Origin of the sequence: Bacillus cereus group sp. BceL291, assembly GCF_051776705.1 — a bacterium.
Taxonomy (GTDB): domain Bacteria; phylum Bacillota; class Bacilli; order Bacillales; family Bacillaceae_G; genus Bacillus_A; species Bacillus_A cereus.
This window is the reverse complement of the sequence record NZ_JBPWAP010000003.1, coordinates 246355-261529: the sequence shown is the minus strand read 5'-3', so window position 1 is coordinate 261529 and position 15175 is coordinate 246355. Positions and strand designations below refer to the sequence as shown.

Genomic DNA, 15175 nt, shown 5'->3' with positions numbered 1-15175 from the left:
TATCTAGGTTTATTTGGTATGCCCATTTTTAAAGATACCAAATATTTCGAGAGTTTTTTGGTTATATGAACGAAAGTTCATTGTGTTTCCATTCTTAAGTGGATAGGCATGGGGTAACAACACATTACATACCAAATTGGGAACAGTCCCATCACATTAAAGATTTACTATTTGAAGATGCATTAAAGACTACAAAAGAATGGGTTTCTTATATTCGCGAACATGAGAAACCAGATTTACTAGTCGTAGCGTATCACGGGGGAGTTGAACGAGATTTACAAACCGGGGTACCGACTGAAGTGTTAACAGGAGAAAACCAAGGATATGCAATGTGCCATGAAATTGAAGGCATAGATATCTTATTAACAGGCCACCAACACCGGGAAATTTCTCACACAATGGCTAACGGTGTAACAATTTTACAGACCGGATGCAATGGACACTCAGTTGGAAAAGTAAAAGTAACATTCGAAAAAACGAAACATAAATGGGTGAAAAAAGAGAGTTCTTCTGAATTATTATCTGTACAAGGATTTGAGGCGGACCAAGATGTACTTTCATTGGTAGCCGATTACGAAAAGAAAACACAAAAGTGGCTTGATCAACCTATTGGAATCATTCAAGGGGACATGCAAATTTCAGATGCTATGCAAACTCGTTTGCATGATCATCCTTTTATAGAATTCATAAATAAAATACAGATGAATATAGCTAATGTATCAATTTCTTGTACAAGTTTGTTCCATAATACATCTCCAGGTTTCCCGGAACATGTAACAATGCGTGATATCGTTTCTAATTATATTTATCCAAACACATTAAAAGTAATTAAAATAACTGGAGCAGATATAAAAAATGCTCTTGAACTCTCTGCTTCTTATTTCACATTAAAAACAGATGGATCAATCACCATAAGTCCTACCTACATAGAACCAAAGCCACAACATTATAATTATGATATGTGGGAAGGGATTTCATACGTATTAAACATTTCAAAACCAATTGGTGAAAGAGTAGAATCTTTACAGCATAACAGTGCTCCTCTTAATATGAATGAAGAATATGACGTTGTAATGAATAATTATCGTGCAAGTGGCGGGGGAAATTTCTTTATGTTTCAAAACAAACCAGTAGTAAAAGATATACCCACAGATATGTCTGAACTTATCGCTAATTATATATTGGAACATAAAACGATAGAAGCAACAGTTAATAACAACTGGAAAGTTATTAAATAACGATTTTTACAAATAAAAAAGATGGGCTTCGCCCATCTTTTAATTTAATTTTGCATTATCTTGCTTTTTTAAAGCTTTTAATTTCGTCGGTGTAACATCTGTACCTTCTTCGTTAACAACTTTAATACCTTTAAGTTCGTTTAACATATTTTGACGAAATCCTTTTAAATATTGTTCACGTAGCGATTGACGCTCACGTTGCTCTTCTTCAGTTAAACCTTCAGCTTTTGCTTTTTTCGCTAAGAAGTTAATGCGTTCAACGAGTTCGTGATTAATCATCTCGAATCCCCCTTCTAATCAAAACTGATTATTATCATACAATAGTTACTCTTCTTTATCAAGCAATTGCTTCGTATACTCTACATATCTACGATGTACAGTCGCCTTTGAAACATTATGACCAAATCCACGTAATGTTGCTGCAATTTCTTCAAACGTGAGTTCACTTTTTCGCAAACGTACAATTTCCTCAATTGGCACTTCTTTTTTCTCTCTTCCTACACTTAAATGACGATTTTTTAAATTTTTTTCTGGACGATAACCTTTTTCTACTGCACGTTGCATACCTCGTTTAATTTTCATATTATGAATCTTTCTTTGATATTCTTCAACAATACCAATAATATCTAATACCATCGAATCAGAATCCGACAATTGTAATTCACCGTTATGTGTATGCGTATATACTTTTATGCCTTCTTTATGTAAACAATGCATTAACGCGATCTTCGCATTTCCTCTACCAAGACGCGTTTCATCTTGTATAAGTAACACATCAATTTGTTCGTCTCGAATTGTATCCAACACCTCTAATATACCGTCACGTTCAATTGTATATCCACTAGCCTGCTCTTCAATCACCTTAGTAACATTCATTTGATAGCGCTCAGCTAAATGCAATAATTCATCTTTTTGACGTAATAATGATGTTTCTTGCGCTTCTTTCGTTGTACTCACACGTGCATAAATAATTGCATTCATTTTGAACCCCTCTTTCTCCCTATTATTTCCCTATAGTGTAACATAAATCCGCCATTTGTTCGAACTTATGTTTGTAGAATGTTTTTTCACATGTTATACTTATTAATAAGAAAAATGAAAGAAAACGAGGTGTTAGAAAACATGGAAAAGTTAACGAAACGCCAGCAAGACATTCTCGACTTTATTAAGCTAAAAGTACAAGAAAAAGGATATCCACCTTCCGTACGTGAAATTGGTCAAGCAGTCGGCCTCGCTTCTAGTTCTACAGTGCACGGACATTTATCACGATTAGAAGAAAAAGGATACATTCGACGCGATCCAACAAAACCACGTGCCATTGAAATTTTAGGTGAAGACCGAATGGATACGGAAACACAATCTGTTATTCAAGTTCCAATTGTCGGAAAAGTTACTGCTGGTTTACCAATTACAGCGGTCGAAAGCGTAGAGGAACATTTCCCACTTCCAGCTAGTATTGTTGCTGGAGCAGACCAAGTGTTCATGTTACGTATTTCTGGAGATAGTATGATTGAAGCTGGTATTTTCGATGGAGATTTAGTTGTTGTTCGCCAACAACAGTCTGCATATAATGGTGAAATTGTAGTCGCTTTAACAGAAGATAATGAAGCAACTGTTAAACGTTTCTATAAAGAAAAAGACCATTTCCGTTTACAACCAGAAAATTCTTCATTAGAACCTATCATTTTAAAACAAGTGTCAGTTATCGGGAAAGTAATTGGCGTATATCGTGATTTACATTAAAAAATAATAAAAAGAAGATAATTACCTTATTTATATAAGGTAATTATCTTCTTTTTTGTATTTTGATAGATTTCCATGCATTCTATTTCTTATTAACGAGTTTTAATCGTCACATCTCCAGCAGCCGTTTTACCACTAATCTTTTTACTACCATTTCCAATTGTTACGTTTTTATTTTCTTCATTAAAAATTGTTACATCTCCGGCAGCACTTTGCCCAGTAATTACCGCATCTTGTGGTTTTTCCGATAAAGTAATATCTATATCTCCCGCAGTTGAACTTGCTTCTAGATTATACTTAGAATCATGATCTTGAATATTTATTTCCCCACTTGTTGTTTTTGCGATCACTTTCCCTAATACCTTCTTAAAATTCACCTCACCAGCTTTTGTCGATCCCTCCACATTCTTAGCCGTTATTTGTTTCAACTCTACTTCTCCAGCAAGTGTTCTAACACTTACGCTATCACTTTTCACATCACTCATTTCGATTTGTCCAGCAGATGAATTTACTTTTACATCTTGGTAAGAGCGTTCGGGCACAAGGAGAGTCAATTTAGACGTTTGAAACCTAAAATCGTAAAAAGAAAAATCAAATGAAGCACCTTTTTCTCTTTCCCCAATAACTTTTAATGTGTCACCATCTTCTGCGATACGAATCTCTTGTTTACGTACATCTCCTGATTGCTTGATATAAAAAGAAGAGTCAGGAGATTTTTGGACAATAATATCCCCGGCATCTAACTTAACTTCTATATTTTTTAATGTTTCGTTTTTAATTACATTTTCTTTATCGCCTTTTTTAGCAGTTTGTACTGCTTTTTCATATGTTTGGGAAATTCCTATTACTCCAATAATGATACAAGCAATAGCGATTAAAAATAGTTTTTTCATCATTTACTCTCCTTTTATCATTTTGAAGTTCCATATTACATATCGTACACACAATCTCTTAAACCACTTTGTACTATAAAAAGCGATAATACATAACAATAAACCTACTCCAACAAACGTTATACTAACGAAAAGATCCAACCATATAAAAGTACCCATAAATACTTTTCCAATAACGAAAAATGGTGTTACTACACTAGCAATACCACCGATCCAAAAAGAAAATATAAAAGCAATAATTGCGACTAACGGTCCTAACACAATAATAAAATTAAACAAACTAAGTCCAATCGCTGCCATAACAGCTCTTGTCACATTTGAAGTCGATGGATTTTTTTTCATTTCATCGAAGCGATACATCGCAAGTAATTCTTTCGCTATTACTTTCGGAGAACCAAGGCCTTGTATTATTTCTGATTCAGTTTTCCCCTCTTCTAGTCCAAACTGAAAGTGCTCTTCATAATCCAATAAAATATCTTGCCTCTCTTCCTCTGGTAACTTTCTAAGATAACTTGATAATTCTTTAAGAAACCCTTCTTTACTCATCCCATTCCACCCCTTCAATAATTTCTTGTACCCCTTTCGCAAAATCACACCATTCTGTTACTAACAAATGAAATTGCGTCTCCCCTTGCTCTGTTAATTGATAATATTTACGAGGTGGCCCTTCCGTAGATTCCTTTAAATACGTTTGAAAATACCCTTCTTTCGTCAAACGACGTAATAAAGGGTATACTGACCCTTCCGATATTAAAAATTTATTAGAAATTTGCTGAACAAGTTCATAACCGTAACTATCTTTACGTTTTACAAGTGCTAATACACAAAGTTCAAGCACACCTTTTTTAAACTGAACGTTCAAGTGCCATCCTCCTTTCCTATCTTAGTACTGTTCAATGCACAGTACCTATCTTATCCATAATATACCACTCGGTATTGTTTATTGCAAGGTACTAAGCTATATTTATTGCCTAAATTTAGAAAATAAACTGACGAATCCCTGAATAAGACTGTTTTATAACTAAGTATCATTACGTTAATACCATTGAGTAATGATTCGATTCACAAGCCACAAACTTACAACCTTGCAGATGAGGACGTAAAAATCATTGGTCGCGTCGTACAGGCAGTAAAAAATTATTAAGTTATAGCACAAGTAATTAAAAAAAAGAGAAGATCGATTCTATCGAAAAAATTTTCTTAGTAAAATGATTCAAGGAAATCAAAAACAATCCAATAACTTCACTTAAAAAAGCTAAAAAAAGCCCTGATACCGTAGTATCAAGGCTTCTCTCTCTTAGTATAGAGACATATATTGATCGCGTTCCCATTGGTGAACTTGTGTTCTAAATATATCCCACTCAATCTCTTTCGCTTCGATGAAGTGCTCAAGTAAGTGTTCTCCTAGTGCACCGCATACTACTTCATTAGATTGTAATGTAACTAATGCTTGCGCTAATGTTGCTGGTAAGTCAACGATACCTGCTTCTTCGCGCTCTTCTTTTGTCATTACATAGATGTTACGATCTACTGCTGCTGGTGGAGTTAATTTGTTTTTAATTCCATCAAGACCTGCAGCTAATAATGTAGCCATTACTAAATATGGGTTTGCAGCTGGGTCAACACTACGTACTTCTACGCGTGTACTAATACCACGAGATGCAGGGATACGTACTAACGGACTACGGTTTTGTGCAGACCATGCTACGTAACAAGGCGCTTCATATCCAGGCACTAGACGTTTGTATGAGTTTACAGTTGGGTTTGCTATCGCTGTAAATGCTGGTGCATGTTTTAAAATACCTGCGATGAAGTGACGAGCATCATCACTTAATTGTAAGTCACCGTTTGCATCAAAGAATACGTTCTCACCATTTTTAAATAATGATAAGTTACAGTGCATACCTGAACCGTTCACACCGTATAGTGGTTTTGGCATAAACGTTGCGTGTAAACCATGTTTACGAGCAATTGTTTTTACAACAAGTTTGAATGTTTGAATGTCATCACATGAGCGAATTGCATTTGCATATTTAAAGTCAATTTCGTGCTGCCCTGGAGCAACCTCATGGTGAGATGCTTCAATTTCAAATCCCATTTCTTCAAGTTCAAGAACGATATCACGACGACAGTTTTCCCCTAGATCCATCGGCGCAAGGTCGAAGTATCCACCGTTATCGTTTAGTTCTAATGTTGGATTTCCTTTTTCATCAACCTTAAATAGGAAGAATTCTGGCTCTGGTCCAAGATTGAAGTCTGAAAATCCTAAAGCTTCCATTTCTTTTAACACACGTTTTAAGTTGTTACGTGGGTCTCCATCAAATGGAGTGCCATCTGCATTGTAAATATCACAGATTAGTCGAGCTACTTTACCTTTTTCAGCTGTCCAAGGGAAAATTACCCAAGTGTCTAAATCAGGATATAAATACATATCAGATTCTTCAATACGTACGAAACCTTCAATCGAAGATCCATCAAACATCATTTTGTTATCAAGAGCTTTCGTTAATTGTCTCACTGGAATCTCTACGTTTTTAATTACCCCTAAAAGGTCCGTAAATTGTAAACGGATATACTTTACATTCTCTTCTTTCGCCAAACGGAAAATATCTTCTTTTGTGTATCTAGACATTATAAATTCCTCCTTAGTCCCTCTAATCGCCTTCAGAATCAGTTATCTTTAGTGAAAAAATCTTGAAATGTCACCTTGTCGCAATGAAGTTCGATTGAATCTACCTGTATGTTGTAGTTCATCTCGAAGTATTTTGCGAAGCTCAGTTTTTGAAATTTCTTTCGTTTCTTCTTTTACTTTCACTGCTTCTGTTTGATTTTCTTTCATTAGTAACACTTGTTTAATACCAGCCATATTCAAGCCTTGATCTAACAAATCTTTAATTTCTAACAACTTATCTACATCGTTAAATGAAAATAATCTACGATTCCCCTTTGTACGGGTTGGAGAAACAAGATTATGCTCTTCATAGTAGCGAATTTGACGTGCAGACAATTGTGTTAAATCCATAACAATACCAATAGGAAACAGCGGGGCAGAACGTCTATCTTCTTTCATTTTTCAGTTCCTCCTTCGCCTTAACTGCTTCTCATTTTATACTATGTTATGTTTAGTGTCAATAGATGTTAGCTTTTCTTACATGATTTTTTATAATTTTTTTTATGAATTTTTTCATTCTTTTTCTAATCGCATAAATCATTACTTTTATACGAAAAAAGCTGCCGAAATCGACAGCTTCCCCTTAAGAAATTGTTAATAATTCTTTTTCAATTAATGCATCAATTGCAGAACAAATCGCAATCTTCACATGTGAATAAGTTAACCCACCTTGGACGTAAGCAACATAAGGCGGACGAATTGGACCATCAGCAGACAATTCAATACTTGCACCTTGAATAAATGTTCCCGCAGCCATAATTACATCATCTTCATAGCCTGGCATATAGTTTGCATACGGAGTAAAATGCGAATTAATTGGAGATGCATATTGAATCGCTTGGCAGAAGGCAATCATACGGTCTTTATCATCAAATTGAACAGATTGAATTAAGTCTGTTCTTGGTGCATTCCACGCTGGTGACGTGTTCATTCCTAACTTTTCTAAAAACGCAGCTGTAAAAATTGCACCTTTCAGCGCTTGTCCTGCAACATGTGGCGCTAAGAAGAACCCTTGATACATTTCTTGCAGACTGTATAAAGACGCTCCAGCTTCCGCGCCAATTCCCGGAGAAGTTAAACGATATGCACACGCTTCAACATACTGTTCTTTCCCGACAATATAACCACCAGTTTTAACAATTCCGCCGCCCGGGTTTTTAATAAGCGAACCCGCCATTAAATCTGCACCAACATGACATGGCTCTTGCTCTTCAATAAACTCGCCATAACAGTTATCTACAAACACAACAACATCAGGTTTAATTTCTTTAACAAACGCGATCATCTCTTTAATTTGAGAAATAGTAAACGATGGACGAGTAGCATAACCTTTCGAGCGCTGAATACCGATCATTTTCGTATTATTATGAATCGCTGCTGCAACAGCCTCAAAATCAACAAGCCCAGCTTCAGTTAGCGGAACTGCATTGTAACCGATATTATATTCTTTAAATGAACCTACACCTTTCCCACGCACACCAACAATTTCCTCTAACGTATCATACGGTTTCCCAGTGATATACAATAACTCATCTCCCGGGCGTAAAATACCAAATAACGCTGTAGAGATAGCGTGAGTACCTGAAATAATTTGCGGACGAACAAGTCCAGCTTCCGCCCCAAATACATCAGCATACACTTTTTCTAACGTATCACGGCCAATATCATCATAACCATAACCTGTTGTCGGGATAAAATGCGAGTCACTAATTTTATGTTTACGAAAACTTTCTAATACACGAAACTGATTGCTTTCAATTACTTCATCCGCACGTTTATGTACTTCTGTAATCTGACTCTCTACTTCTTTTACGATTGGAGCAATTTTTTCTCCATTTTTCAAACGATCAAACATTTTTATTTTCTCCTTCTTCCACTAAAAATCTCTTTAATTGCACATTAAGCGATGAATGAGTAAAAATATACCCTGCACAATCATATACAAATTTATCTTCTAGAAACTCCATCTTTGCTAATAGAGTTTCCGTCTTTAAAAGCGTTAACAACTTACCTTCACTCGGAGGGATTTCCACTCGATAACGATCCATTTCTTTCTTCATCTTCGTTTCTATCGCTTCTTTTATACGCAATAAATCACTTTCTTCAAAAGCACTAGTCATTAAGAAATCACTTTTCGGAAACGGAATAAAGTTTTGATGTAATTCATCTTTTTTATTATATAACGTAATAACAGGAATATGGTTAATTTCAAGTTCTGATAATAATCTTTTTACTGTTTTTTCATGCCCTATGTAGTTAGGATCCGCGGAATCAACTACATGTAAAATGACATCTGCTTCCCCCGCTTCTTCCAGTGTTGAACGAAAAGCAGCGATTAATGAAGTAGGTAAATCTTGTATAAAACCAACAGTATCAGTTAGTAATACTGTATAACCAGAAGGTAACGGCATCTTCCTTGTCGTTGGGTCTAATGTTGCAAACAGAAGGTTTTCTTCAAACGTATCAGCTTCCGTTAATCTATTAAACAGTGTCGATTTCCCTGCATTTGTATACCCTATTAATGACACTTGAAATACTTTATTATCTTTTCTTCTCTCACGATATCTTTTTCGATGTTCCACAACAACTGCAAGTTGTTTCTTTATTTCATCAATACGCGATCGAATATGACGACGATCCGTCTCTAATTTCGTCTCACCCGGTCCTCTTGTTCCAATACCACCACCAAGACGCGATAAGGACAATCCTTGCCCCATAAGACGCGGCATTGTATATTGCAACTGAGCTAATTCTACTTGAAGCTTACCTTCCCTCGACTTCGCACGTTGCGCAAAAATATCCAGTATTAGTTGCGTTCGATCAATTACTCTCGCATCTAATACTGAGGATAAATTCCGAATTTGACTCGGCGTTAATTCATTATTAAATACAATAACATCCGGCTCTAACTCTTCAGTTAACATTGTAAGCTCTTCTAATTTCCCTTTACCTATGTAAGTTGCCGGATGAAACTTTGGTCGTTTTTGCGTTGTTGACACTAACAATTCTGCTCGTGCAGTCTTCGCTAGTGATGCAAGCTCTTTCATGGAATGCATAAATTTTTCATCATCATCTTGTGGCAATTGACAGCCTACTAATATGACTTTTTCTTTTTCTTCCATCAAATATGTTCACTCATCCTTTTCGAAATTTAAACCTTCTAATATAATAGCAGAGGAAGCACATTTCATCTAGTTAGCGGGGGAGAAAATTCATGGCATGGGAGATTTTTAGCATCATAGGCACAATCGCTTTCGCACTAAGCGGAGCCATTGTTGCAATGGAAGAGGATTATGATATTTTCGGGGTGTATATTTTAGGAATGGCAACCGCATTTGGGGGAGGTGCCCTTCGTAATTTATTAATCGGTTATCCGATTGTCGCGTTTTGGCAACAAGACATGTTATTCCAAATCGCACTTTTATCAATGACTATTATTTTTCTTTTTCCAAATAAGTTAATTAGACATTGGAAAAAGTGGGAAAATATCACTGACGCTATCGGCTTATCGGCATTTGCTGTACAAGGAGCATTATATGCCCAAAAATTAAATTTACCAATTAGCGCCACAATTGTAGCAGCTGTTTTAACTGGTATCGGCGGCGGTATCATTCGCGATCTTTTAGCCCGCAGAAAACCTCTCGTTCTTCGAGCTGAAGTATATGCCTTTTGGACAATTTTAGCAGGTTTCTTAATTGGAGCTCAAATTATTGTTAGCGATTGGGCTCTTTACATTCTATTCATTTTAATTGTTTGCTTCCGCATGGTTTCTATTCATTACAAATGGCATTTACCGCACAGACGTATCGAAACGAAAGAACGTTCAATGCATAAATAGCAATCTAACCTCTTTACATATCGTAAAGAGGTTTTTCTTTTCTAACGATTTTTTCTTTATATAATGTTTATACTAATTTTTAAAGTGAGGTGAATACAAATGACAAACCACGTTAATAAAGGAGCTCAAAAAAGCTCAGTAAATCAATTTGGACACGATCCTAATTCAGCACACGAAAAGAGCGCTAAAATGGAACACTTCCATAAAACACACCAAGAAAAAGCAAAAAAAGAGTAAACGAACTTATACACAAAAATTGACGCACAGTTTATGTACTGTGCGTCTCCTCTTCGAGCATCAAATCCATACTCGATATTCCAATTAAATCATTTTTATCATACGCATCTTCTTGCAACAACCGCATCGCCTGTGTACGAATTGATTTTTCAACAATATTCCGTACATATCGCCCATTACTAAACGATGTAATTTGCGACGAATACTTCACCGCATGTAAATGATCCCTAAATTTCCATTCAGCTTCTTTTGATAACTGATATTCACGATCTTCATACATTCTCTTCCCAATTTCCAATAGCTGATTTACCGAGTAATCCGCAAACTCAATAATAAATGGAAAACGAGATTGAAGCCCTGGATTTAATGAAAGAAAGTGATTCATCTCTCTTGAATATCCAGCTAAAATCAATACAAAACCATGTTGTTTATCTTCCATATGTTTTACAAGCGTATCAATTGCTTCTTTTCCAAAGTCCTTCTCTCCTCCTCGAGCTAAAGAATACGCCTCATCAATAAACAAAATACCTCCCATTGCTTTTTTTATTAAATCTCTTGTTTTTTGGGCTGTATGGCCGATGTACTCTCCTACAAGATCAGCACGTTCAGCTTCAACCAAGTGGCCTTTCGATAGAATATTCATCTCAAACAGCAATTTTCCTATCATTCTAGCAACAGTTGTCTTCCCTGTACCTGGATTCCCTTTAAACAGCATATGAAGTACTTGCTTCTCTGACTTCAATCCCTTTTCTTGTCTTTTTTTATTCACATAAATCCAAGCATATATTTCTTTTATTATCTTTTTTATATCCTCCATCCCAACAAGCTTCCCCATCTCTTCTTCAATTCTCTGCAGCATTTCATGTTTAATTGCAGTTTCATTTGAAATTACCGTTTTATTTTCTGCGGCTGGCAAAGAAATTTTCTTTCGATGGTTTAACACAATATTAATTTGATTGTTGTTTTTCTTTCGCATCGATTGTTCCATACAATCACCTCATTTTATCCACTCACCAAATATTATTATTCCTGTCCCCCTTGTAAATGCCTATTTTCAGAAAAGTTTGCTATAATATAAGAAATAATTAAGGTGGTGGGACTATGGAGACAACGGAATTCCATGATACAATACAAGCCTTTTCTATTTTTTTATTGAATAAAGGCCGAAAACCCTCAACTATTAAACGTTATGTTTATGACATTGAAGACTTCGGACATTGGTTAGAAAAAAACAAAAAGCTCCCTTCCAGTAATATATGGGCTACACTTTGTACAAAAGACTACGAAGATTACTTTTCCGATTTAAAAACGAATCGACATTACTCAGAAAAAACGATGCATCGTGTATTTATTGTACTAAATAGAATGCATCATTTTCTAAACATTCCTAATCCATTGAAGAATATGGAAATATCTATTCAACCAGACCGTACACTTCGTAACGAAGATTTCATTTCACCTGATGAAGAAAAAAGGTTAAAGTATATAGTCACTTCATTAGAAGGACTTTCAGAAAAACAACTTCCTGTGCGCCCCTTATTAATGGATCGCAATATTGCTATTTTAAATCTATTGATTGACTACGGTTTATCCTTACAGGAACTTACAGCATTAACAATGCATCACGTTCACTTTGAAACTAATACATTATCAATCCCAGCAACCGCAGGTGTAGAAAGAACAATTACATTAGCAAAAGAAGACAAAAAACAACTATATAATTATTACAAAAGCATCCCAGAACCAGTTCGTCCTAAATACCATAGTGATGATCCATTATTTGTCGCATTCGATTTTAACCGTGGAACATACAGGTGGGTATATGAAAATGATGCACCAAAGGCATTAACGGAAATTGCTATACAAAAAATGATTCGCCTCGAAGTGGCTAGAGCCAATTTACGTAAAGGAATTTCAGGACAACATTTTCGTAACACCTATATTTTAAACTTAATAAAAAAAGAAACTCCTGAATCAGAAATTATAAAACTCGCTGGATTCAAATCAAAAATTTCCTTAAAGCGATATTATCAATACGCAGAAAATAGAAAAAACGCCTTATTGTAAGGCGTTTTTTCTATTTTTTCTTTAAACAAACGATTTTACTATGACCATTTAACTAATTTCTGCATCTACTATGATGAGTTTCGTTCACATTTTCGTGAGAAAGGAGAGATTTAATGTCTCGTTATAACGACAATCAAAACAAATTCTCCAAACCATGCTTTCCAAGTAGCGCCGGACGAATCCCGAATACTCCATCAATCCCAATTACTAAAGCTCAACTTAGAACATTTCGTGCGATTATTATTGATTTAACAAAAATAATCCCAAAACTTTTCGCAAATCCATCTCCCCAAAATATTGAAGACCTAATCGATACATTGAACCTACTGAGTAAATTTATTTGTTCACTAGACGCTACTTCCTCCCTGAAAGCACAAGGGTTAGCTATTATTAAAAACTTAATAACTATATTAAGAAATCCAACCTTTGTAGCAAGCGCTGTATTTATTGAGCTTCAAAATCTCATTAACTATTTACTATACATTACAAAATTATTCCGAATTGACCCTTGCACACTTCAAGAGCTCCTTAAATTAATAGCAGCATTACAAACTGCTCTAGTTAATTCTGCTTCGTTCATTCAAGGACCTACCGGACCTACTGGACCAGCAGGCGCTACTGGTGCCACTGGGCCTCGAGGTAACACGGGCGCTACCGGCGCTACTGGGCCTCGAGGTAACACGGGCGCTACTGGCGCTACCGGTGCCACTGGACCTCAAGGTAACACGGGCGCTACTGGCGCTACCGGTGCCACTGGGCCTCGAGGTAACACGGGCGCTACTGGTGCCACTGGACCTCAAGGTAACACGGGCGCTACTGGCGCTACCGGTGCCACTGGGCCTCAAGGTAACACAGGCGCTACTGGCGCTACTGGGCCTCGAGGTAATACGGGCGCTACTGGCGCTACTGGGCCTCAAGGTAACACGGGCGCTACTGGTGCCACTGGACCTCAAGGTAACACGGGCGCTACTGGCGCTACCGGTGCCACTGGGCCTCGAGGTAACACGGGCGCTACTGGCGCTACCGGTGCCACTGGGCCTCGAGGTAACACGGGCGCTACTGGCGCTACCGGTGCCACTGGGCCTCGAGGTAACACGGGCGCTACCGGTGCTACTGGTGCCACTGGACCTCAAGGTGTTCAAGGTAACACAGGCGCTACTGGTGCTACTGGACCTCAAGGTGTTCAAGGTAACACAGGTGCTACTGGCGCTACTGGACCTCAAGGCGCTCAAGGTAACACGGGTGCTACTGGTGCCACTGGACCTCAGGGACCTCAAGGTAACACGGGTGCTACTGGACCTCAAGGTGCTCAAGGTAACACGGGTGCTACTGGTGCTACTGGACCTCAAGGTGTTCAAGGTAACACAGGTGCTACTGGTGCCACTGGACCTCAAGGTGTTCAAGGTAACACAGGTGCTACTGGTGCCACTGGACCTCAAGGTGTTCAAGGTAACACAGGTGCTACTGGACCTCAAGGTGTTCAAGGTAACACAGGTGCTACTGGTGCTACTGGACCTCAAGGTGTTCAAGGTAACACGGGTGCTACTGGCGCTACTGGTGCCACTGGACCTCAAGGTGTTCAAGGTAACACAGGCGCTACCGGTGCCACTGGACCTCAAGGTGTTCAAGGTAACACGGGTGCTACTGGCGCTACTGGTGCCACTGGTGCCACTGGACCTCAAGGTGCTCAAGGCATTCAAGGACCAACGGGTGCTACCGGCGCTACTGGCATAGGAGTTACTGGACCTACCGGACCTACTGGGCCTACTGGACCTAGCTTCCCTATAGCAACAATTGTTGTAACAAACAATATTCAGCAAACAGTACTGCAATTTAATAATTTTATTTTTAGTACTGCAATTAACGTAAACAATATTATCTTCAACGGCACAGATACAGTTACTGTTATTAACGGTGGTATTTATGTAATTAGCGTATCCATTTCTACAACTGCGCCAGGATGCGCTCCACTCGGAGTAGGAATTTCAATTAATGGAGCAGTCGCAACTGATAATTTCTCTTCAAATTTAATAGGCGACTCACTTTCATTTACTACAATAGAAACATTAGCAGCTGGTGCAAGAATCTCTGTCCAATCTACACTTAATGAGATTACGATCCCTGCAACAGGAAATACTAACATCCGCCTTACTGTATTTAGAATCGCTTAAATTTCACTATATATTGTTTATGACAAATAAAAAAAGAGCGAGGAAACTCGCTCTTTTTTGTTATGTACAATAATTCATTACTATTCTAATTCAATTGAAACATTTTTTTGTGGTACAAATGTAGAAATTGCATGTTTATAAATAAGCTGTTGCTTACCTTCTGTTTCCAGCAGGACTGTAAAATTATCAAATCCTTTAATTAGTCCACGAAGCTGGAAACCATTTAATAAGTACAGCGTAACAAACGTATTTTCTTTACGGAGTTGATTTAAAAACTGATCTTGAATATTGATTGATTGCTTCATGTCGAATCCTCC

16 protein-coding genes and 2 pseudogenes are annotated in these 15175 nt (G+C 37.3%); 7 read left to right on the top strand and 11 right to left on the bottom strand.

All coding sequences use genetic code 11. From position 1 onward, the window contains the following. Nucleotides 1-110 precede the first annotated feature (110 nt). A pseudogene (locus ACS2CR_RS04650) lies at nt 111-1238 on the top strand (bifunctional metallophosphatase/5'-nucleotidase); the annotation flags it as partial. 39 nt (nt 1239-1277) lie between these two features. On the opposite strand, the gene ACS2CR_RS04645 reads toward ACS2CR_RS04650, so the two are convergent. Next, a complete protein-coding gene (locus ACS2CR_RS04645) occupies nt 1278-1517 on the bottom strand; it encodes a DUF896 domain-containing protein (RefSeq protein WP_000607015.1) in 240 nt (79 codons plus the stop codon). Between the two features lie 45 nt (nt 1518-1562). After that, entirely contained in the window at nt 1563-2219 is a 657-nt protein-coding gene (locus ACS2CR_RS04640) for a YneB family resolvase-like protein (RefSeq protein WP_000991472.1), read from the bottom strand. A 141-nt stretch (nt 2220-2360) separates the two neighbouring features. Here ACS2CR_RS04640 and lexA point away from each other — a divergent pair, with 141 nt between their 5' ends. Further along, complete coding sequence (lexA, locus tag ACS2CR_RS04635; protein WP_000413738.1) at nt 2361-2981, top strand: transcriptional repressor LexA; 621 nt, start codon at nt 2361-2363, stop codon at nt 2979-2981. 92 nt (nt 2982-3073) lie between these two features. On the opposite strand, the gene ACS2CR_RS04630 is transcribed toward lexA, so the two are convergent. Genes ACS2CR_RS04630 through ACS2CR_RS04620 form a run of 3 tightly spaced genes read right to left on the bottom strand, consistent with a single transcriptional unit; the run spans nt 3074 to nt 4736 of the window. Continuing rightward, the gene (locus ACS2CR_RS04630) at nt 3074-3877 is read right to left on the bottom strand and encodes a DUF4097 family beta strand repeat-containing protein (RefSeq protein ID WP_053512238.1); all 804 of its coding nucleotides are present in this window, start codon (nt 3875-3877) and stop codon (nt 3074-3076) included. Further along, nucleotides 3878-4420 (bottom strand): DUF1700 domain-containing protein, encoded by a 543-nt coding sequence (locus ACS2CR_RS04625; protein WP_000031383.1) that lies wholly within the window; start codon nt 4418-4420, stop codon nt 3878-3880. After that, on the bottom strand, nt 4413-4736 hold the full coding sequence (locus tag ACS2CR_RS04620; RefSeq protein WP_001102627.1) for a PadR family transcriptional regulator: 324 nt from the start codon (nt 4734-4736) through the stop codon (nt 4413-4415). The genes ACS2CR_RS04625 and ACS2CR_RS04620 overlap by 8 nt, the downstream gene beginning before the upstream one ends. A gap of 162 nt (nt 4737-4898) precedes the next feature. Here ACS2CR_RS04620 and ACS2CR_RS04615 point away from each other — a divergent pair. Continuing rightward, nucleotides 4899-5018 (top strand): annotated as a pseudogene (locus ACS2CR_RS04615) (LexA family protein); the annotation flags it as partial. A gap of 153 nt (nt 5019-5171) precedes the next feature. Here ACS2CR_RS04615 and glnA read toward each other — a convergent pair. The 4 genes from glnA to hflX all read right to left on the bottom strand — a co-directional run bounded on the left by glnA (nt 5172) and on the right by hflX (nt 9667). Then, on the bottom strand, nt 5172-6506 hold the full coding sequence (glnA, locus tag ACS2CR_RS04610; RefSeq protein WP_000092763.1) for a type I glutamate--ammonia ligase: 1335 nt from the start codon (nt 6504-6506) through the stop codon (nt 5172-5174). 48 nt (nt 6507-6554) lie between these two features. Continuing rightward, nucleotides 6555-6944, bottom strand: coding sequence for a transcriptional repressor GlnR (gene glnR, locus ACS2CR_RS04605; protein ID WP_000656783.1), 390 nt, complete (start codon nt 6942-6944; stop codon nt 6555-6557). Between the two features lie 184 nt (nt 6945-7128). Continuing rightward, complete coding sequence (locus ACS2CR_RS04600) at nt 7129-8400, bottom strand: aminotransferase class I/II-fold pyridoxal phosphate-dependent enzyme (protein WP_000460289.1); 1272 nt, start codon at nt 8398-8400, stop codon at nt 7129-7131. Continuing rightward, nucleotides 8393-9667 (bottom strand): GTPase HflX, encoded by a 1275-nt coding sequence (hflX, locus tag ACS2CR_RS04595; protein ID WP_000391395.1) that lies wholly within the window; start codon nt 9665-9667, stop codon nt 8393-8395. The genes ACS2CR_RS04600 and hflX overlap by 8 nt, the downstream gene beginning before the upstream one ends. Nucleotides 9668-9759: 92 nt before the next feature. Here hflX and ACS2CR_RS04590 point away from each other — a divergent pair, with 92 nt between their 5' ends. Together ACS2CR_RS04590 and ACS2CR_RS04585 are read left to right on the top strand one after the other, a co-directional pair. Further along, nucleotides 9760-10383 carry a trimeric intracellular cation channel family protein gene (locus ACS2CR_RS04590; protein ID WP_000312267.1) on the top strand — a complete coding sequence of 208 codons (624 nt, stop codon included), beginning with the start codon at nt 9760-9762 and terminating at the stop codon, nt 10381-10383. A gap of 99 nt (nt 10384-10482) precedes the next feature. Next, nucleotides 10483-10620, top strand: a complete 138-nt coding sequence (locus ACS2CR_RS04585) for a hypothetical protein (RefSeq protein WP_000181501.1) — start codon at nt 10483-10485, stop codon at nt 10618-10620. A gap of 31 nt (nt 10621-10651) precedes the next feature. On the opposite strand, the gene spoVK is transcribed toward ACS2CR_RS04585, so the two are convergent. Further along, nucleotides 10652-11608: a stage V sporulation protein K gene (spoVK, locus tag ACS2CR_RS04580; RefSeq protein ID WP_000438175.1), complete on the bottom strand. Its 957-nt coding sequence runs from the start codon at nt 11606-11608 to the stop codon at nt 10652-10654. 113 nt (nt 11609-11721) lie between these two features. On the opposite strand from spoVK, the gene ACS2CR_RS04575 reads away from it, so the two are divergent. Further along, a complete protein-coding gene (locus ACS2CR_RS04575) occupies nt 11722-12687 on the top strand; it encodes a tyrosine-type recombinase/integrase (RefSeq protein ID WP_000450319.1) in 966 nt (321 codons plus the stop codon). Between the two features lie 113 nt (nt 12688-12800). After that, nucleotides 12801-14858 (top strand): Gly-Xaa-Xaa repeat protein, encoded by a 2058-nt coding sequence (locus ACS2CR_RS04570; RefSeq protein ID WP_438906020.1) that lies wholly within the window; start codon nt 12801-12803, stop codon nt 14856-14858. Between the two features lie 80 nt (nt 14859-14938). Here ACS2CR_RS04570 and hfq read toward each other — a convergent pair whose 3' ends face one another. After that, entirely contained in the window at nt 14939-15163 is a 225-nt protein-coding gene (gene hfq / locus ACS2CR_RS04565; RefSeq protein ID WP_000813896.1) for an RNA chaperone Hfq, read from the bottom strand. Nucleotides 15164-15175 lie beyond the last annotated feature (12 nt).